At 67.0% G+C, this 16,728-nt stretch carries 22 protein-coding genes; 14 read left to right on the forward strand and 8 right to left on the reverse strand.

Annotated elements, in window-relative coordinates; genetic code table 11:
* The 5 genes from BSG17_RS21630 to BSG17_RS21650 all read left to right on the forward strand — a co-directional run.
* Nucleotides 1-374: zinc ribbon domain-containing protein (locus tag BSG17_RS21630; RefSeq protein ID WP_139246754.1), on the forward strand; the 374-nt coding region annotated here is incomplete at its 5' end.
* A gap of 144 nt (nucleotides 375-518) precedes the next feature.
* Nucleotides 519-728, forward strand: a complete 210-nt coding sequence (locus BSG17_RS21635) for a hypothetical protein (RefSeq protein WP_089827471.1) — start codon at nucleotides 519-521, stop codon at nucleotides 726-728.
* 65 nt (nucleotides 729-793) lie between these two features.
* Nucleotides 794-2,605, forward strand: a complete 1,812-nt coding sequence (locus tag BSG17_RS21640) for a site-2 protease family protein (RefSeq protein ID WP_089827472.1) — start codon at nucleotides 794-796, stop codon at nucleotides 2,603-2,605.
* 40 nt (nucleotides 2,606-2,645) lie between these two features.
* A complete protein-coding gene (locus tag BSG17_RS21645; protein WP_089827473.1) occupies nucleotides 2,646-3,116 on the forward strand; it encodes a pyruvoyl-dependent arginine decarboxylase in 471 nt (156 codons plus the stop codon).
* A gap of 77 nt (nucleotides 3,117-3,193) precedes the next feature.
* On the forward strand, nucleotides 3,194-3,577 hold the full coding sequence (locus tag BSG17_RS21650) for a DUF5811 family protein (protein WP_089827474.1): 384 nt from the start codon (nucleotides 3,194-3,196) through the stop codon (nucleotides 3,575-3,577).
* Between the two features lie 127 nt (nucleotides 3,578-3,704).
* Here BSG17_RS21650 and BSG17_RS21655 read toward each other — a convergent pair whose 3' ends face one another.
* Entirely contained in the window at nucleotides 3,705-3,950 is a 246-nt protein-coding gene (locus BSG17_RS21655; RefSeq protein ID WP_089827475.1) for a DUF8015 family protein, read from the reverse strand.
* Nucleotides 3,951-4,034: 84 nt separating this feature from the next.
* Complete coding sequence (infB, locus tag BSG17_RS21660) at nucleotides 4,035-5,837, reverse strand: translation initiation factor IF-2 (RefSeq protein WP_089827476.1); 1,803 nt, start codon at nucleotides 5,835-5,837, stop codon at nucleotides 4,035-4,037.
* Between the two features lie 167 nt (nucleotides 5,838-6,004).
* Here infB and BSG17_RS21665 point away from each other — a divergent pair, with 167 nt between their 5' ends.
* The 3 genes from BSG17_RS21665 to BSG17_RS21675 are packed head-to-tail and all read left to right on the forward strand — an operon-like array spanning nucleotide 6,005 to nucleotide 6,945.
* The gene (locus BSG17_RS21665; protein ID WP_089827477.1) at nucleotides 6,005-6,253 is read left to right on the forward strand and encodes a PRC-barrel domain-containing protein; all 249 of its coding nucleotides are present in this window, start codon (nucleotides 6,005-6,007) and stop codon (nucleotides 6,251-6,253) included.
* 5 nt (nucleotides 6,254-6,258) lie between these two features.
* Entirely contained in the window at nucleotides 6,259-6,717 is a 459-nt protein-coding gene (locus tag BSG17_RS21670) for an NOB1 family endonuclease (RefSeq protein ID WP_089827478.1), read from the forward strand.
* Nucleotides 6,718-6,726: 9 nt separating this feature from the next.
* Complete coding sequence (locus BSG17_RS21675; RefSeq protein ID WP_089827479.1) at nucleotides 6,727-6,945, forward strand: hypothetical protein; 219 nt, start codon at nucleotides 6,727-6,729, stop codon at nucleotides 6,943-6,945.
* Here BSG17_RS21675 and BSG17_RS21680 read toward each other — a convergent pair.
* Entirely contained in the window at nucleotides 6,942-7,676 is a 735-nt protein-coding gene (locus BSG17_RS21680) for a CPBP family intramembrane glutamic endopeptidase (protein ID WP_089827480.1), read from the reverse strand. The genes BSG17_RS21675 and BSG17_RS21680 overlap by 4 nt on opposite strands.
* Nucleotides 7,677-7,841: 165 nt before the next feature.
* Between BSG17_RS21680 and BSG17_RS21685 the strand changes: the two genes are divergently transcribed.
* Together BSG17_RS21685 and BSG17_RS21690 are read left to right on the forward strand one after the other, a co-directional pair.
* Nucleotides 7,842-9,266, forward strand: a complete 1,425-nt coding sequence (locus BSG17_RS21685; RefSeq protein WP_394327980.1) for an FAD-binding oxidoreductase — start codon at nucleotides 7,842-7,844, stop codon at nucleotides 9,264-9,266.
* An 88-nt stretch (nucleotides 9,267-9,354) separates the two neighbouring features.
* Entirely contained in the window at nucleotides 9,355-9,609 is a 255-nt protein-coding gene (locus tag BSG17_RS21690; protein WP_089827482.1) for a hypothetical protein, read from the forward strand.
* 44 nt (nucleotides 9,610-9,653) lie between these two features.
* On the opposite strand, the gene BSG17_RS21695 is transcribed toward BSG17_RS21690, so the two are convergent.
* Nucleotides 9,654-10,940 carry a glucose-6-phosphate isomerase gene (locus BSG17_RS21695; RefSeq protein ID WP_089827483.1) on the reverse strand — a complete coding sequence of 429 codons (1,287 nt, stop codon included), beginning with the start codon at nucleotides 10,938-10,940 and terminating at the stop codon, nucleotides 9,654-9,656.
* Nucleotides 10,941-11,043: 103 nt separating this feature from the next.
* Between BSG17_RS21695 and BSG17_RS21700 the strand changes: the two genes are divergently transcribed.
* Entirely contained in the window at nucleotides 11,044-11,562 is a 519-nt protein-coding gene (locus BSG17_RS21700; protein ID WP_089827484.1) for a DUF8056 family protein, read from the forward strand.
* A 4-nt stretch (nucleotides 11,563-11,566) separates the two neighbouring features.
* On the opposite strand, the gene BSG17_RS21705 is transcribed toward BSG17_RS21700, so the two are convergent.
* Genes BSG17_RS21705 through BSG17_RS21715 form a run of 3 tightly spaced genes read right to left on the reverse strand, consistent with a single transcriptional unit; the run spans nucleotide 11,567 to nucleotide 12,997 of the window.
* Nucleotides 11,567-11,785 (reverse strand): hypothetical protein, encoded by a 219-nt coding sequence (locus tag BSG17_RS21705; RefSeq protein WP_089827485.1) that lies wholly within the window; start codon nucleotides 11,783-11,785, stop codon nucleotides 11,567-11,569.
* A gap of 5 nt (nucleotides 11,786-11,790) precedes the next feature.
* A complete protein-coding gene (locus BSG17_RS21710) occupies nucleotides 11,791-12,513 on the reverse strand; it encodes a CehA/McbA family metallohydrolase (RefSeq protein WP_089827486.1) in 723 nt (240 codons plus the stop codon).
* A 37-nt stretch (nucleotides 12,514-12,550) separates the two neighbouring features.
* The gene (locus BSG17_RS21715; protein ID WP_089827487.1) at nucleotides 12,551-12,997 is read right to left on the reverse strand and encodes a hypothetical protein; all 447 of its coding nucleotides are present in this window, start codon (nucleotides 12,995-12,997) and stop codon (nucleotides 12,551-12,553) included.
* A 104-nt stretch (nucleotides 12,998-13,101) separates the two neighbouring features.
* Between BSG17_RS21715 and BSG17_RS21720 the strand changes: the two genes are divergently transcribed.
* Nucleotides 13,102-13,590 (forward strand): DUF5812 family protein, encoded by a 489-nt coding sequence (locus BSG17_RS21720; protein ID WP_089827488.1) that lies wholly within the window; start codon nucleotides 13,102-13,104, stop codon nucleotides 13,588-13,590.
* Between the two features lie 24 nt (nucleotides 13,591-13,614).
* Here the strand turns inward: BSG17_RS21720 and BSG17_RS21725 are convergent, their stop codons facing one another.
* Nucleotides 13,615-13,938, reverse strand: a complete 324-nt coding sequence (locus BSG17_RS21725; protein ID WP_089827539.1) for a DUF7968 family protein — start codon at nucleotides 13,936-13,938, stop codon at nucleotides 13,615-13,617.
* A gap of 187 nt (nucleotides 13,939-14,125) precedes the next feature.
* On the opposite strand from BSG17_RS21725, the gene secF reads away from it, so the two are divergent.
* Together secF and BSG17_RS21735 are read left to right on the forward strand one after the other, a co-directional pair.
* Nucleotides 14,126-15,031 carry a protein translocase subunit SecF gene (gene secF / locus BSG17_RS21730; RefSeq protein ID WP_170864905.1) on the forward strand — a complete coding sequence of 302 codons (906 nt, stop codon included), beginning with the start codon at nucleotides 14,126-14,128 and terminating at the stop codon, nucleotides 15,029-15,031.
* Nucleotides 15,031-16,617 carry a preprotein translocase subunit SecD gene (locus BSG17_RS21735; RefSeq protein WP_089827489.1) on the forward strand — a complete coding sequence of 529 codons (1,587 nt, stop codon included), beginning with the start codon at nucleotides 15,031-15,033 and terminating at the stop codon, nucleotides 16,615-16,617. The genes secF and BSG17_RS21735 overlap by 1 nt, the downstream gene beginning before the upstream one ends.
* Nucleotides 16,618-16,728: the final 111 nt, after the last annotated feature.

A 16,728-nucleotide genomic window follows, 5' to 3' on the forward strand; every position in this document is an offset into this window, starting at 1 on the left:
TGCTTGAATATAAGGGCGACTTGTACGGGACGCACGTCCTGCAGGTTGAAGCGCGAGGAACGACCAAAGAGTGTGCATCATGTGGTGTGGAGACGGCAAAGCCCATCTGGGTTCGTGAGCATTCGTGCCCTGCGTGTGGGTTTAAGACGGATCGAGACGCGAACGCGGCGATGAATGTTCTGCAACGCGGCTGTTCTGAATTAGGGCTGGGATGGCCCGAAGATACGCCTGTGGAGAGTGTGACCGTCCCCAGAAACGCATCGCGTTTCTGGCGTGCGAACGAGAGCTTCGCTCTCGTCAACGCTACGGACGCCGCTGATTTCCAGCGCGTGTCTGCAAGTCACGTCATCGAAACAGGAAACCTGTCCTCGTAAGAACAGGATCCCCCGCGCCACCGTGCGCGGGGTAACATTCAAATCGCACTCTCCCTTACTATGCCTGTTCAGGTCAGCGAGGCCTGACAGGGCGGGTCGAACCACGCGCCACCACGATGCGCGGCAGCCGACCACGAGACCGTCATGCAACTCACTCACTACATCCGACAGTCGTCCGACGAGGAGCGCGAGGCCGAGACGACCCCTGGTCGTCGACGCGGCCAGTATCTCCTCGTCAGCGGTGCCGTGCTCGCAGTCGCCGCGCTCGCACGTCGTCGGCGACGACGTCGCCGCGACGAACGGGAGATGGTCACCATCGAGATCAGAGACGAACCGGCGACGCCGGGACGTTGACGTCCGGCGTCGCCGAACTCTCGTAACCCGAACGCCTTTTGCGCACCGAGCCCTCAATTCGCCCAATGAATCCGCTGCTCTGGGTACTTGCAGGTGTCCTTCTGTACTCAGTCGTCGCAGTCTCGCTGCAGTCTCGTGGACTAATCCCGAACTCCGTCCGCATTCAGGGACCGCTCACGACGATCCACACGAAGCGTGGCCGGGCGTTCCTCAACTGGCTCGCACGGCCGAGACGCTTCTGGCGGGCGTGGAGCAACGTCGGCGTCGGCGTCGCGCTCGTCGTCATGGTCGGGTCGTTCTTCCTCTTCCTGCAGGCGGCCATCCAGACCGTCCGGAGCCCCCAGCCGACGGCGATCAACCAGCCGCGGAACTTCCTCGTCATCCCCGGCGTCAACGACTTCCTCCCGCTGTCGATGGCTCCCGAGATCGTCTTCGGACTGCTCGTCGGACTCGTCGTTCACGAAGGCGGCCACGGGTTGCTCTGTCGCGTCGAGGACATCGACATCGAGTCGATGGGCGTCGTTCTCCTGACGATCCTGCCGATCGGCGCGTTCGTCGAACCGGACGAGGAGAGCCAACGAAAGGCCAACCGCGGTGCCCGCACGCGGATGTTCGCGGCGGGCGTGACCAACAACTTCGTCGTCACCATCCTCGCGTTCGCGCTCCTGTTCGGCCCGATCGTCGGCGCCATCGGCGTCGCCCCGGGCGTCGCCGTGGCCGGGTCCTACGGCGGGTCGCCCGCTTCGGAGGCCGGCATCGGCGGCGGCGACCGCATCGTCGGTATCGATGGACAGGAAGTCGAGAACGAGTCGGCGTTCGACGCCGCCTGGGCGGAGGCCGAGGGGCAGTCGGTGACGCTCTCGGTCGCCGGCTCCGAGGGAGAGACCCGCGAAGTGACCGTCGAACGCTCGCTCGTGATCGTCGGTACCATCGGCGGCAACCCGGCGAACCTCACCATCGACCAGAACGACGACCCGGTGACGGTCCGGTCGGTCAACGGCACGCAGGTCTCGACGCGGGCGGAGTTCCGCGAGGCGGTCGGCAACGACACGTTCGCCCGTCTCGAGACGTCGCGCGGGACGCAGGTCGTCCCCGTCGGCGCGTACGTGACGGGCACGCAGGAGAACCAGCCGATGTCCGAGGCGATGCAGGGGGCAGGCGACGACCCCAACGGGAGCTTCGTCGTCACCCGAATCGGCGGTGAACGCGTCACGTCCTCGGAGGAGTTGAGTCGCGTCCTCGACGGCTACTCGGGCGGTGACACGGTCGACGTCGAGGCGTACGTCGACGGCGAACTCCGGACGTACACGGTGACGTTCGACTCGGAGCGCGAGGACGCGTTCCTGGGAGTGAACCTCTTCTCGGGGACGAGCGGCCTCTCGATGACGGACCTCGGAATCCAGAGCTACCCCGCCTCGACGTATCTCACGCTGTTGGGCGGTGACACCGAGGCAGACGCGCTCTCCGGACCGCTCACGTCGACGGTCGACACGTTCCGCGGGCTCGCGTTCGTCGCGCTCATCCTCCCGCTGGCGAGCGTCTTCGGCCTCCCGTACAACTTCCCCGGCTTCACCCCCGAGGTGATGAACTTCTTCGTGGTCGAGGGGCCGCTGGCCGCGCTCGGCGGTGGGGTGTTCATCGCAGCGAACCTGCTGTTCTGGACCGCGTGGATCAACCTCCAGCTCGGGCTGTTCAACTGCATCCCCGGCTACCCGCTCGACGGCGGCCGCATCATGCGGACCAGCGTCGAGGCGATCGTCTCGCGGCTCCCCGTCAGCGACCCCTACCCCATCGTCCGCACCATCACCACCTCCATCGGCGTGACGATGCTGGCGGCGCTCATCCTGATGGTGTTCGGGCCGCAGCTGTTGGCCTGAATCCGTAACCGCTTCTTGTCCCCGTCTCCGTTCTCCAGTAATGAGCACCATCTACGTCGTCAGCGGATCGGCGACGGCTCCCACGGCGATGGCCTCCTACGACGCCGCGCTCGCGGCGGCGAACATCCACAACTACAACCTGGTCGCCGTCTCGTCGGTGATCCCGGCCGACGCGACGGTCGAGACGGTCGGCTCCGCTCCCGACCTCGGCCCCGCGGGCAACCGGCTGACCGTCGTCGAGGCGCGAGCGACGACAGGCGAGACGGGGACCGTCAGCGCGGGGCTCGGCTGGACGACCGGCGACGGACCGGGGCTGTTCTACGAGGCCAGCGGTACCGACCCCGAGACCGTCGAGTCGGCCGTCCGCGAGGGGCTCGACGCCGGCCGCGGGCTCAGAGAGTGGTCGTTCGACGACGAGGCGGTCGCCGTGACGACCGCAGACGCCGACGGCGAGGGGTACACCACGGCGCTCACGGTCGCCGCCTACGGACAGAGCGAGCCGATCCTCTGACGGTCGAGCAGCGGCGATTTCAACGTCCTCCGACGGCTTTATACACGGCGTTCGCATAGTGCTGGTAGCATCTCCTTATGAATGGAAACAATCCGTACGCGGGTGCCCCAGGTGTCGTCGATGCCGGTCAACCCTCGCAGGACGTCGAACTCACGCTCGACCAGAAACGGATGCTTCGCCGCGCCGTCGCCGGCATCGTCGCCCAGACCCGGACCTATCTCCCCGATAGCTACGCTATCGGCTCTGAGCTCTCCTACGGGTCGAACGGGCCGGAGGCGACCGTCGCGGTCCACCCGCCGGCGGGTCACCCCGTCAGCGCCGGCTTCACGCCGGATATCGACGATCTCGAGTCGGGTCTCGACGACGACGACCGGCGCGAGGTCGCCCGCGGACTCGCCGCCAGCGCGGCGCTGCAGGTGATGAACGCCGTCGGCGACGGCGTCGCACAGACCGCCCGCTAGACGGACTGTTCTCCCTGGACCGTTCGTCTCACGATCCCCTCACGAGCGCCCAGCGACCGCTGTCGGAAGCGTCGACGGCGCCGTCGCTGCCGACGTACGGAGTCGAGCGAACGAGTGTCCGTCGCGACTACGGCGCGTCGTCACGTTCTCGGCCGGACGCGTCGGGCGTCTCCGGCGTGTCGACGAACGGCCCGTAGCCGACGACGAGTGCGGACGGGAGTCCACCGGCACCGGCACCGATGGCCGTCGGCACCGACGTCAGCAGCCCTCCCACGGCGCCGACTGCGAGTGGCACCGGGAGCACCGCCAGCACGAGGTCGTACCGCGAGACGGTTTCGTGGTCTGTGCGACCGGTCGAGAACGCGTCCCGCACGCTCGTCTGTGCGTTCCTCCGTGCGCCCCTACTCGGCGAGCGGTAAAAACGGATTCTGCCGTGGTCGACTCCCGGGGACCGAGGTTACTTCCCCCAGAAGGGGTCGCGGCGGCGGTGTTTGTCGAGGTAGCTCTGGAGCGCCTCGAGTTCGTCGCCCGGGATCTCTCCCGAGAGCTCCTGTTCGAGGATCTTCGCGTGTTTCTCGGGGAGGTCGATCCAGAGTTCGTCGCCCTCGTCGATCTGTCGGCCGACGGTCGGACCGTCGATAGCGACGCTGACGCGCGATCCGGCGCGGGCCTGCTTGACGTCCTCGCCTTGCTCTTGGATCCCGTTGAGCTGGCCGACACGCGTCGGTTCGTTCCCCTCCCACTTGACGACGTACTGGTTGTTCTTCAGCGTCCCCGCCAGCACCTCGACGCCGACGACGGCGGGGTTGTTCTGCCGGAACACGTGGTCTTCGAGGATACGGAACCGACACGGCCGAACGATCTTGTCGAGGACGGTCTCCTGCTGGGCACGCTTGCGCTCCGTGACGAACTCGTCGTAGTCCTCGACGAGCTGGTAGATGACGTCGTGGCTGAACAGGCGGACGTCGGAGTCTTCGAGGTCCTCCTCGGCGTCCGGGAGCACGTCGACGTTGAACCCGAGGATCACCTTGTGTTCGTCTTCGCGGGCCGTCCCCGCGATGGAGACGTCTCGGGGGGCGACGTCGCCGACCTCCGCTCGGAGGATCGGCACCTCGGCCTCCTGCAACGCGTTGGCCATCGCCTCCAGCGAGCCGAGCGTGTCGGCTTTGACGACGACGCCCTGCTCTTCGGTCTCGACCTCGATGCCGGCGAGTTCGGCTTGGACCTCCTCGATCACCTCGTCGACGTCGCGGTCGCGGACGACGCGGACCGGCGCGCCGGCCATCGCGTCTTCGAGGTCGGGGGCGGCGATCTTGATCCCCGTCGCCGCCGACACCTGGTCGACGCGGTCGAACCGCTTCTCCGTCCGGATCTCGGCGTTCGGCCGCGGCTGGAGGAGCGCGCGAACCTCCGTGACAATGGGGCTGTTCGCCCCGCCGACCACGATGGTCTCGTCCTCTCGGACCGTCCCGTCGTAGAGGACGACGTCGAGGGTCGCCCCGAACCCGCGTTCTTCTTTCACTTCGAGCACCGTCCCCTTGCCGGGGCCGGCGACGTCGATCTCCATCTCCGCTTTCATGTAGCGCTGGGAGAGCCCCATCAGGACGGCCAGCAGGTCCGGGATCCCCTCGCCGGTCATCGCCGAGAGGGGGACGACGCCGATGTTCTTCGTGAAGTTCTGGACGCGCCAGTAGAGGTCCGCCGAGAACCCCTCGTCGGAGAGGTTGCCGATGATCTCGTAGAGGTTCTCGTCGAGGCGCTGGCGGGCCTGCTTGCTCTGTGCCTCGTAGGTCTGCTGGATCGGTTCGCCTTCCTGTGGGTTCCACCCCGGCGTCGTGTCGATCTTGTTCGCGGCGACGATGAACGGCGTCCCCGTCCGCTTGAGGATGTCGATGGCCTCCAGCGTCTGTGGCTGGAAGCCGTCGTTGACGTCGACGACGAGCACGGCGATGTCCGCGAGCGCCCCGCCCCGTGAGCGGAGCGTCGTGAAGGAGTGGTGCCCCGGCGTGTCGATGAAGAGCAGTCCCGGCAGGTCGAAGTCGTCGGGGTCGACGAGGCTCCCCGCCATCTGCGAGACAGTGTCGAGCGGCACCGCCGTCGCACCGATGTGCTGCGTGATGGCGCCGGCCTCGCCCTCGCTGACGGCCGACCCGCGGATCTTGTCGAGCAGTGTGGTCTTCCCGTGGTCGACGTGGCCGAGGACGGCGACGATGGGGGTGCGTAGCGTTCCCGTCTGATCGTGTGTATCTGTGTCCGACATCGAAAATCACCCGGTAGAAGTGTTCTTGTGTGAGTTGAGCGGTGGATTGTAGTTAAGTCTTTCAACTCGGCGGGAGCGCGGCGGGGACGATCTCGGCGCCGCCGACCGGCGAGCGGCCGTCAGACGCGCCCCGTGGCGTTTATGTGAAGCCACACGAATACCGAAGCATGGCCGACATACTCGCCGAGAACCTCTCCGGTAAGGCCGTCATGGGCTCTGACGGCACCGAGCTGGGGATGCTGTACAACATCACGATGAACCTGAAGTCGGGCGAACTCCGCGATCTCGTGGTCGAACCCCACGAGGGAGAGCTCGCGCCGAGTCAGTCCTCGTTCGACACCGACGAAGACGGGCACTTCCGCGTCCCCGTCGGTCGCGTGCAGGCAATCAAGGATTACATCGTCGTCCAGCGCTAAGGTAGATGCACGTTCTCGATTCTTCCGCGTTCATCCACGAGTATCACACCGACAACGAGACGGCGTCGATCCCGATGGTCCAGTCGGAGCTCGAAGGCGAACACGCCTTCCGCTTCGACGCGATGGAGGGTGCCGGGATGCACATCCACATCCCCGCCGAGGGAACGGTCGAGAAGGTCGTCCGCGCCGCGGGCGAGACCGGCGACGCCGACGTGCTCTCCGACACCGACGTCCGTCTCGTCGCCGCCGCCTTCGAACTCTCGGGGACGCTCGTCACCGACGACTACGCGATGCAGAACGTCGCGAACCACCTCGGCGTCACCGTCGAGGCCATCGCACAGGACGGCATCAGCGAACAGCGCGACTGGAAGTTCCAGTGTTCCGGCTGTGGTCGCGAGTTCGACGACCAGAAGGAGCGGTGTCCCATCTGCGGGAGCGACCTTACGCGGAAGAACCCCGCCTGAGCGCCCGCGATGGACCCCGACGAGTCGATCGAGGGGGACGGCCGTCACTCGAAGAGTGACACACTCACCGGCTGGCGCATCGCGGGCCTCGGGATGGTGCTCGTCGGCATCCCTTACCTCGTCTCGCTACCCGGACTCGTCGACGGGCTGTTCTCTCTCGTCGGACTGGGCTGTCTCGTCTGGGGTTGGTACCGACTCTTCCAGACGCGGCGACGCGACCGGGACTAGAGCACGCCGGTCAGCGTCGCGTACTGCGAGACGAACTGCACCGCGTTGAACAGACCGTGGACGACGATGGGGACGACGATGTTGTCGGTCAGCTCGTAGAGCGCGCCGAGCAGCGCCCCGAGTGCGAAGATGATGGCGATCGTCGTGAACTGTCCCTCGCCGAGCAGCGACGGCAGGTGGATCGACGCGAAGATGAGACTCGCACCGACGATGGCGACGACGGGACCGTAGGCACGGCGGATCGTCCCCTGGACGATACCCCGGAAGATGAGCTCCTCGGTCGGCCCGACGAGCAGGATGGTGACGGGAACGAGATACAGCAGATAGGCGGGGTTCTGCCGTCCGTTCGCGACGATCTGGCTCTCTGCCGTGTTAGCGCCGAGTAGACTGCTGACGATGCTGAGCACGTAGAGCGCTCCGAAGAGCGTCACGAGGCCGCCGACGATCCACCCGACGTCCCGTAGCGTCGGGACGCGCCAGCGGATGAGTTCCCAGTCGTCGCGGAGCGCGAGGTAGGCTGCGACGGCGATGCCGAAGCCGACGAACTGGAAGGCGCTGCGCATCGCACGCGGTCCCGGTTCGGTCAACACGAACCCGAGCGATCGGAGCAGTTCGACACCCAGTGAGACGGAGAGCACCGCGACCAGATACGCGCCGGCGACGGCGCTGATGACTGCACCGACGGTTTGGAGGTGAAGTCGCCAACCAGTCGAGGAGACGTCAGTTCCCATTGACTCGCCGGAGATAGACGTCCCCGGCGAATAGATGCACCGATTACGGAGACGACTGCTCGATTCCCCGGAGCGTTCGGGGTGGCGGACGGAACGTTCTGCCGCCGAAGAACGCGCGATTATCTCTTCGGCTGACGTAGCTTCTCCCGGTGATTTGGCGTGTCTATCGACGAATCGGGAGACAGGGGAGCAACGCCCGGTGAACGAGGAGCGCCCCTCGTCGACAGTCTCGAGGGGCGAGTCGCAGGACGACTCATTCGTCCCGGCGACGCGGGGTACGACGAGGCACGAGCGGTGTGGAACGGTCTCGTCGACCGGTATCCGGCCGCGATCGTCCGCTGTACGGGGACGGCCGACGTCGTCGCTTGTGTCGACGTCGCTCGCGAACACGGAGCGCCCATCTCGGTCCGCGGCGGCGGACACAACGTCGCGGGGACGGCGGTCTGCGACGACGGGATCGTCGTCGACTGCTCGGAGCTGCGGGGCGTGTGGATCGACCCCGACGCTCGACGCGTCAGGGTCCAGGCGGGCGCGACGCTGGCGGACGTCGACCGCGAGACCCAACTGTTCGGTCTCGCCGTCCCGCTCGGAGTCGTCTCCGACACGGGCGTCGCGGGACTGACGCTCGGCGGCGGGTTCGGCCACCTCAGTCGGTCCTACGGGCTGTCGTGTGACGCGCTCCGGTCGGCGGACGTCGTCACCGCAGACGGCGACGTACTGACGGCGAGCGCCGAGGAGCATCCCGACCTGTTCTGGGCGCTCCGCGGCGGCGGCGGTAACTTCGGCGTCGTGACGAGTTTCGAGTTCGAGGCGTACCCGGTGGGTCCCGAGGTGATGGCGTGCTTCGTCGTCCACCCCGCCGAGAACGCGCCGGAGCTGTTCCGCAAGTACCGGGCGTTCTGTGCGGACGCCCCCGACGAGGTCGGCCTGCTCGCGTTCACGATGTGGGTCCCCGACGACGAGGCGTTCCCCGAGGACGCTCGCGGTAAACCCGGTGTCGGCTTCCTCGGATCGTCCATCGGTCCCACTGACGAGGGAGCGGAGGCGTTCGAACCCGTCCGCGCGTTCGACACGCCGCTCGTCGACTTCAGCGGCGTGATGCCGTTCACCGAGTTACAGCAGATGCTCGACGAGGACTACCCGGACGGTCGACGCTACTATTGGAAGTCGCTGTACCTCTCGGGGCTCACCGACGAGGCGATCGAGACCATCGTCGCCGCCGCCGAGACGGCCCCCTCGAAGCTCTCGACGGTCGACGTCTGGCAACTCGGGGGAGCCATTTCCCGCGTCGACGACGACGCGACGGCGATCGGCTGGCGCGACGTGCCACACATGCTCGGAATCGAAGCGAACTGGGACGACCCGGCCGACGACGAGGCGAACGTCGAGTGGGCGCGGACGCTCTGGGCGGAGATGCAGCCGTACTCGCCCGGCGGCCTGTACATCAACTTCCCCGGCTTCGGCGAGGAGGGCGACGACCTCGTGCGGGCGGCCTACGGCGACAACTACGAGCGACTCGCCGACGTGAAAGCTCGGTACGACCCGGAGAACCTGTTCCGGTCGAACCAGAACGTCGAACCGTCGACGTAGTCGAGGGCCGAAGCCCCGCGGTCGCTGTGAGACGATCGCCCGAACCTGCCACAGCGGCTATGTGTTGGCCCGCCGAACGTGTCACACGATGACACATCCCGAGACCGAGACGCTCGATCGACGACGACTGCTCACGCTGGTCGGCGGGACGGCGCTGACGCTCCCGCTGGCCGGGTGTGCCTCGCCCGGTGAGGGTGGAGAGGAGGGAGAAGGCGGCGAGGGCGGCGAAGAAGGTGAGGGCGGCGAAGAAGAGGACGGTGGCGGAGGTGGCGAAGAAGAGGACGACAGTCTGGACGGCGAGCACGTTGGCAGCGAACTCGACACCGACGTCGACGCCGCGTAGCGATCGTCTCGTCGCTGTGACGCCGTCTCGTCGCCGTGACGTGACTACTCGATCTTCAACCGGCGCTTGTCGCTGACGGCGTCGGCCTCCTCGAAGTCGCCACCGCCGAGCAGGCCGCGGGCGGCCTTCTTCCCCCACTCGACGGCGGGTTGGGTGAACGTCGAGACGGTGTCGAGTTCGCCGTAGAGCACGCAGGCGGCCTCCATCCCGTAGAGCAGTTCGCCGAGGCCGCGCTCGTCGACGCGGTCGATCTCGACGCGAACGTTCGGACAGTCGGCCGCGGCAAGCGAGGCCTCCGTCGCCTCGAACTCGGCGTCGAGCAGTTCGCCGAGCGACGACCCGCCGAGGTAGGAGAGTCCCTCGAGGTCCGTCTCCGGAATCGCCGCGTCCTCTTTCTCGCGCGGTCGGACGAGCGTCACGAGTTTGTCGCGCGGGCCGGCGCGGTAGAGTTGGAGCTGTGAGTGCTGGTCGGTCGCGCCGAGCGCGCGGGCGGGCGTCTGGCCGACGCCGTCCTTCCCGAGGCTCTCGGCCCACAGTTGGGCGAACCACTCGGCGAAGTACTCCAGGGACTCGGCGTAGGGCATCATCGCGTTGATGGACGCGCCGCGACGGTCGAGCGCGTAGGTCGTCGCGCCGTAGGCGTAGGCGGGCGACTCGAACAGCGACCCGGAGAGCCGGTCGGCCTCGTCGGCGGCGCCAGCCAAGAGGGCATCGAGGTCGTGACCCTGGATGGCGGCGACGGCCATCCCAACCGTCGAGAGCGCCGAGAAGCGGCCGGGGACGCCGTCCGGAACCGGGAGCGCGGGCAGGTCGTGTTTGTCTGCGAGGTCACGGAGGTTCCCCTCCTCGCCCGTCGTGACGAACGTCCGTTCGGTCCAGTCGACGCCCGCCGAGTCCATGGCGTCGCGGACGACGAGGAAGTTCGCGAGCGTCTCGGCGGTCGTGCCGGAGCGCGAGACGACGTTGACGACGGTGTCGTCGAGCGGCAAGTCGGTGAGAAGCCCGGAGACCCACTCGGGGTCGACGTTGTCGAGGTAGTAGGCGTCGACGTCGGAGTCGAGCGCCTCCGAGATCGTCGCCGCGCCGAGCGCGCTCCCGCCGATACCGACGGTCAGGACGGCCTCGGGGTCGTCGAACCGCGAGACCGCGTTCCGAATCTCGTCGGGATCGGTCGTCTCCGGCAGGTTGAGCGCGGCGTACCCGTGCTCGTCGTCCGCGCGACCCTGCTCGATGCGTTCGTGAGCGTCGGCGACACGGCCATCCAGTCGCTCCAGCGCCTCGCGAGAGACGCCGGGTGTCGTACCGAGTGCGTTGCCGAGGTCGACGTACATGGATGAACGCGCGCAGGGTGGGAGTAAAGGCGTTGTCCTCGCAAGAAGTGTTCCCCCAGTCAGGACCGGGCAGTTTAATCGCACCAAACCCCAACTCCGGCCAATGGCAGATGGGTATCGCGGACTGTTCGGGGCGTTCCCCTACGCGTTCGGGCGGACCGACTCTCGACTGTTCAAGTCGTACGTACTCGTCGGTGGTCTCGCCGCGGCAGTGCTCTCCCTCTTCATCGTGCTTGCCCTCGTCGTGCTCATCGGGCAGACTGCCAGCGTTCAAGGCGGGTCGCTGACGCTCTCACGGGCGTTCTACATCGTCGTCGGACTGTTCCTCGTCACACCTGTTCTCGCACCAGTGTTACTCGTCGCACGCCGGCATCGGCGTGGGCTTGCAGTCGACACTGCCCGGCGTTACGACCAGTGGCTCGCAGTTGCAGGATACCTCTTTCTCTTCTCGCTCTTCATCGGATTAGTCATCTCGGTGCCTACAGAGTTTCAGGAGCAGCCGACCGGCCTCCTCGCACCCATCGTTTCGACGCTCTACGCGCTCCCGCAACTCGCCGCACTTCTTCCACCGGCGCTCGCGGGCGGCCTCATCTGGCTCGTCCACCGCGTGGTCAGCAAGTGAGCGCTCAGGTCCCCAACCGGTCGACTGCGGTGACGACCCGTTCTCGTTCCCGGTAGACGACGACCGACACCACCGACAGTGCGCCGAGCAGCGCGAGCACCGTCCACAGCCGCGAGGCCGCGAGTTGGTTGCCGGCAAGCGCGACAGCCAGAAACGAGGGTGCGCGACCGACGAGAACGAGCGCACTCCGGCGGGCGGCGTCCGATTCGAAGATCCGTCTCATCGGCGTCAGAGCATCGACGTCGTCTTGATGCGGGCGCTGTCGAGATACTTCCCGAGGTAGCGCTTGACCGACGCCCGTTCACCGCGTGCACGGGTTCGCCCGGTACGCATCGCCTCGAGTACTGACTCCCGCGTCACGTCGCCGTCGACACCGACTTCGGTGTAGGCTCGGCCGACGAGTCGTGCGGTGTGGGCGTCGCTGCCGCCGAACCGCGGGTAGTCGTGGGCGGCCGCGAACGCCGCCGCTTGGTTGTTCCGGATGCCGGTCAGCGCGTAGGCGTTCTGCACCTCGATGCCGTCGACGGTCGTCTCCCGACAGTCCTGGCAGGCTTCGATTGCTGCCGCACGGACGCCGTGTCGACTCCGCTGGAACGGATGTGGAACGACCGCGACGCCGCCGCGGGCGTGGACCGTCTCGACGGTGCTGGCCAGCGAACGACCGTGACCCGGCGGTTCGTCGACGCCGATGGCCAGCAGATGGCCGTCTCGGGTCGACACCTCGACGCCGGGAATCCCGACGAGTCCGTACAGCGGTGCCAACTCGACCGCGCGTCGCGACTCCTCGCCGGTGTCGTGGTCGGTGACGATGACGCCGTCGAGACCCACCGCCGCAGCGCGTTCGAGCACGCGCTCGACGGGAACGTTCGCGTCGTACGAGTCGGCCGTGTGGACGTGTGTGTCGATTCGGGCGAGACCGTCGTTCGGCGGTGTGGCGCTGCTCCGACCCATCAGTAGCCGTACTCCAGAAGGAGACAGAGTCCGATCGTCAGCGTCGCGCCGAACCCGACCAGTGCGTGGGCGGCGTCGGTCTTGTACGCCTTGTAGTTCGACACCATGAGCGGCGCGGCGACGAGAACCGACACGGCCGGACGTACGCCCCGTCGAACGACAGATCCTCCTCGAGTGGATGGGTGTACAGCGTCGCGTCGGTGCTCACGAAGAGATACCCCACGGGGTCACCGTCGACGGTCGCGCCGACGACCCACTCGTCGTCTCGCAGTTCGTCGAACGCGTCGTACGTCTCGACGAACCCGTCTATTTTGGAATCGTCCGGCCGGTACACGTCGAGCGTCGCGTCGGCGGTCCGGTCCGTCTCCGTCTCGGTCGGTGCGACGTACTCGTACATCCGCGTCGCCGTGAGGCCGACGCGTTCGAGCGTCTCGTAGACTGCGCGACCGTAGGGAGTTCGCGTCACCCGCCAGACCGGGAGCATGTGGCTGATGATTGTCGTAGGGGGAGAAAACCCGAGTGTGAGAGCGTCTCCCGCACTGCCCGCGCGACGAAACCGGGAAAAGGACAGACGGAGTAGAGCGTCCAATGACGGACGAGCCGACGGAAGACGGACGGAAGGAGAGTACGTTTCTCGTCACGGCGGCCGACGACGAGTCGGCCGTACTGAGAGACGTCCACGACGGGCAGGTCCACACGCTATCGACGAACCCCGGCGTCGAGGTTCACGACGCCGTCACAGGGACGGTCGCACCGGACCCGCCGATGAACGTCTCGTGGCAACTGATCGAGATCGAGCGTCGCTGGACCATCGCCATCGAGCGGAATGACGAGTCGCCGACCGCCCACGTCGAAGATCTCGCCGCTGCTCAGGAGACCGGCAGTCTCCACCGCGAGGAACGGGCGGGGACGGGAGAGATCCACGTGCTGACGGTCCCCGAGAAGCTGACCGAACAGGCCGTCGACGACGTCGCAGACGACGTCGAGTCGACGCTCAGTCGAGCCGCCCGCCTCGGCGTGAACCGCGTCGAGATTCGGTGGGCACCCGGCGTGGTGAGCGTCCGCTACATGCCCTGAGTCGCTCGGTGACGGACGTTCCGTTCAGTTCTCGTCGGGACCGGCGGCGCTCTGGACCCGCCACCCGCCCTTCAGTTCGCCGTCGCGTTCGACGAACTCGATCTCGGTGTCCGGTCCCATCTCGTCGCCGCCGTCGACGGCCTCGACGCGGAACGGGACGTCGAGCGTGTTGCCACAGCAGCCGACGTCGGCGAACTCCTCGAACTCCGCGCCGACGGAGACGTCGCCGACTGTCTTGCGCAGATAGTTGACGTAGCGACCGCTCGTCACCTGGTCGCGACCCCACCGGCTCAGTTCGGCGGGGTAGGAGAGGACGACGCGCGTGGCCGTGCTGGTGTCCGTGCTCATGTCGATACGTTGGCCTCCCACGCCCAAATGTCTCTCGTCGCGGACCGCGTACGACGTGGTCGTCGTTCGGTCCACGTCGGCCGCATTCGTCTGGCGCCGAGCGACCTGTAAAGAAGAAGGCTTATTCGGTGTCCAGAACGACCCGAACCCATGACTCTGTTCGCAGTACCGGAGGTGGCCTGACCTCGTGTCGGGACAGATCACCCTCCCGTTCGGCCTCTTCGAGGTCGACTACACGCGGTACTCGAATCGCCAACTCGCGGCCGTCCCGCTGGCGGTGCTCGCGGTCTCACTCGTCGTCATCGCGGGGACGTTCGCGCTGACAGGGACGCCGGCCGACCCCGGCGTCGAGTTCACCGGCGGGACGGAGCTCCGTGTCGCGGTCGACGCGCCGAACGACGGTGCGGCCCGCGAGCAGATCCAGTCGGCGTTCTCGACGACCCCGGAGTCGGTCCGCTCCGTGGCCGCGGCAGACAACACTTACATCGTCACGTTCCAGGCGAACCAAGGTGACGCACCGAGCACCACCCAACTGGAGAACCAGGCCCGGCAGGCCGGGTTCGAGATCCGCTCTATCGACGCGGTCGGACCGAGCTTCGGTGCCGACACGCAGCTGCTCGCGCTCGGCGGCGTCGCCATCGCCTTCCTCGGGATGAGCCTCCTCGTGTTCGCGATGTTCCGGACGTTCGTCCCCTCCATCGCCGTCGTCATCTCGGCGTTCTCCGACATCGTCATCCCCGTCGCGCTGATGAACCTGTTGGGGATCGAACTCTCGCTCGGAACCGTCGCCGCCCTCCTGATGATCATCGGGTACTCCGTCGACTCGGACATCCTCCTGAACAACCACGTCCTGCGGCGCAGCGGTGACTTCTACACCTCGGTCGGCAGCGCGATGCGGACCGGTGTGACGATGACGCTCACGTCGCTGGCGGCGATGATCGTCATGACCATTACGGCGACGCTGTTCGGCATCCAGCTACTGTCCTCCATCGGCACCATCCTGGTGTTCGGACTGACGGCCGACCTGATGAACACCTACCTGCTCAACCTGAGCCTGCTTCGCTGGTGGAAGTTCGAGGGGGTGGCCCGCTGATGGGCGTTCTCCGCGACAACTGGCGCGTCGTCGTCTTAGTCGTCGTGCTGCTCGCCAGCACGTTCGCGCTGTTCGCACCGCCGTCGGTGACCGCTGGAGGCGACTCACCGGCGGCCGGTGACGACGCCGCACGTCAGGGACCGACGAACCTCCAGTTCGGTCTCGAACTCTCCGGCGGGACGCGCATCCGCGCGCCGCTGGTCGGCGTCACCGCCGAGGAGGTCGACTTCCGCAACGAGAGTCTCTCGACCGTCGAGGACAACGTCGCCGCCGAACTCGACGGCGTGCCGGTCACCGACGTCACCGCCAGACCCGCCGGCGAGGAGCAGGGGTCGAACGCCGTCGAGGTGACCTCCGAGAACGTGAGTGCACAGCAACTCGCGAGCGCGCTCGACGCGGCGGGCTACAAGTACGACAACGTCCGCGAGGGCGTCACCGAGGTCACCCGCCAACAGACCGTCGCCGTCCTCGAGAGCAAGATCAACGAGGCCGGCCTCAGCGGCGGGACGGTCCAACAGGTGACCACCTCGACGGGCGAGCACTTCATCCTCATCGAGGTGCCCGGCGAGGACCGCTCGGACGTCATCAACCTCGTCGACGACCGCGGGAGCGTCCGAATCGACATCTACTACCAGACGGAGAACGGGTCGTACACGACCCGCGAGGCCGTCCTCGAACAGGGCGACTTCCGCCGCATCGGCGCGGCCGAGCAAGGTGAGGGCCGCCAGGGACCGCACGTCCCGGTCGTCATCAGCGACGATCAGGCCGAACCGTTCCGGCAGGACGTCGTCGAGACGGGCGTCGCCCAACCCGGCGGGACGACCTGTCGGTACCAGGAGGCACCGAACAGCACCGACCCGTGTCTGGTGACGAAGGTCGACGGCGAGGTCGTCTACGCGGCCGGGATGTCGCCGTCGCTCGCCTCGAGCATGCTGAGCGGCGAGTGGACGCAGGACCCGCAGTTCATCCTCGGCACGCAGAACTTCTCTGAGGCGCAGAATCTCGCCATCAACCTCCGCGCCGGTGCGCTCCCGGCCGAACTCGACATCGGCGACGGCGGCGAGGGGACCTCCTCGTTCATCTCGCCCTCGCAGGGTGAGAGCTTCAAGGTCGACTCGCTCATCACGGGCATCATCTCCGTCTTCGCCGTCAGCGGCGTCGTCTTCCTCCGCTACCGCGAGGCGAAGGTGGCGCTGCCGATGATCGTCACCGCGCTCTCGGAGGTGGTCATCCTGCTTGGGTTCGCGGCGGCGATCGGCTACCCCATCGACCTCTCGGTGATCGCAGGATTCATCGCCGTCATCGGGACGGGGGTGGACGACCTCATCATCATCGCCGACGAGGTGATGCAGGAGGGCGACGTCCGCTCGCGGAAGATCTTCCAGTCGAGATTCCGCAAGGCGTTCTGGGTCATCGGCGCGGCCGCCGCGACGACCATCATCGCGATGAGTCCGCTGGCCGTGCTCTCGCTGGGTGATCTGCAGGGGTTCGCCATCTTCACCATCCTCGGCGTCGTCGCCGGCGTGCTGCTGACGCGACCCGCCTACGGTGACATCCTGCGCGCGCTGCTGACCGAGAACCGCTAACCGACGCGGAACGCTTTTCTTCCGACCAACTGACTCGCGAGCTATCGAGCGGCGAGCACAGTGCGTCGAGACGCGCACGTCCAGCGACTGACCCGACACCTGTTCCCAGCG

This window comes from Halogranum amylolyticum (genome assembly GCF_900110465.1).
GTDB classification, from domain to species: Archaea; Halobacteriota; Halobacteria; order Halobacteriales; family Haloferacaceae; genus Halogranum; species Halogranum amylolyticum.

Bases quoted from the DNA above. Each gene is read 5' to 3' on its own strand.
- BSG17_RS21635 (WP_089827471.1), top strand. From the start codon at position 519: ATGCAACTCACTCACTACATCCGACAGTCGTCCGACGAGGAGCGCGAG.
- BSG17_RS21640 (WP_089827472.1), top strand. From the start codon at position 794: ATGAATCCGCTGCTCTGGGTACTTGCAGGTGTCCTTCTGTACTCAGTC.
- BSG17_RS21645 (WP_089827473.1), top strand. From the start codon at position 2,646: ATGAGCACCATCTACGTCGTCAGCGGATCGGCGACGGCTCCCACGGCG.
- BSG17_RS21650 (WP_089827474.1), top strand. From the start codon at position 3,194: ATGAATGGAAACAATCCGTACGCGGGTGCCCCAGGTGTCGTCGATGCC.
- infB (WP_089827476.1), bottom strand. From the start codon at position 5,837: ATGTCGGACACAGATACACACGATCAGACGGGAACGCTACGCACCCCC.
- BSG17_RS21665 (WP_089827477.1), top strand. From the start codon at position 6,005: ATGGCCGACATACTCGCCGAGAACCTCTCCGGTAAGGCCGTCATGGGC.
- BSG17_RS21670 (WP_089827478.1), top strand. From the start codon at position 6,259: ATGCACGTTCTCGATTCTTCCGCGTTCATCCACGAGTATCACACCGAC.
- BSG17_RS21675 (WP_089827479.1), top strand. From the start codon at position 6,727: ATGGACCCCGACGAGTCGATCGAGGGGGACGGCCGTCACTCGAAGAGT.
- BSG17_RS21680 (WP_089827480.1), bottom strand. From the start codon at position 7,676: ATGGGAACTGACGTCTCCTCGACTGGTTGGCGACTTCACCTCCAAACC.
- BSG17_RS21690 (WP_089827482.1), top strand. From the start codon at position 9,355: ATGACACATCCCGAGACCGAGACGCTCGATCGACGACGACTGCTCACG.
- BSG17_RS21695 (WP_089827483.1), bottom strand. From the start codon at position 10,940: ATGTACGTCGACCTCGGCAACGCACTCGGTACGACACCCGGCGTCTCT.
- BSG17_RS21700 (WP_089827484.1), top strand. From the start codon at position 11,044: ATGGCAGATGGGTATCGCGGACTGTTCGGGGCGTTCCCCTACGCGTTC.
- BSG17_RS21705 (WP_089827485.1), bottom strand. From the start codon at position 11,785: ATGAGACGGATCTTCGAATCGGACGCCGCCCGCCGGAGTGCGCTCGTT.
- BSG17_RS21710 (WP_089827486.1), bottom strand. From the start codon at position 12,513: ATGGGTCGGAGCAGCGCCACACCGCCGAACGACGGTCTCGCCCGAATC.
- BSG17_RS21715 (WP_089827487.1), bottom strand. From the start codon at position 12,997: ATGCTCCCGGTCTGGCGGGTGACGCGAACTCCCTACGGTCGCGCAGTC.
- BSG17_RS21720 (WP_089827488.1), top strand. From the start codon at position 13,102: ATGACGGACGAGCCGACGGAAGACGGACGGAAGGAGAGTACGTTTCTC.
- BSG17_RS21725 (WP_089827539.1), bottom strand. From the start codon at position 13,938: ATGAGCACGGACACCAGCACGGCCACGCGCGTCGTCCTCTCCTACCCC.
- BSG17_RS21735 (WP_089827489.1), top strand. From the start codon at position 15,031: ATGGGCGTTCTCCGCGACAACTGGCGCGTCGTCGTCTTAGTCGTCGTG.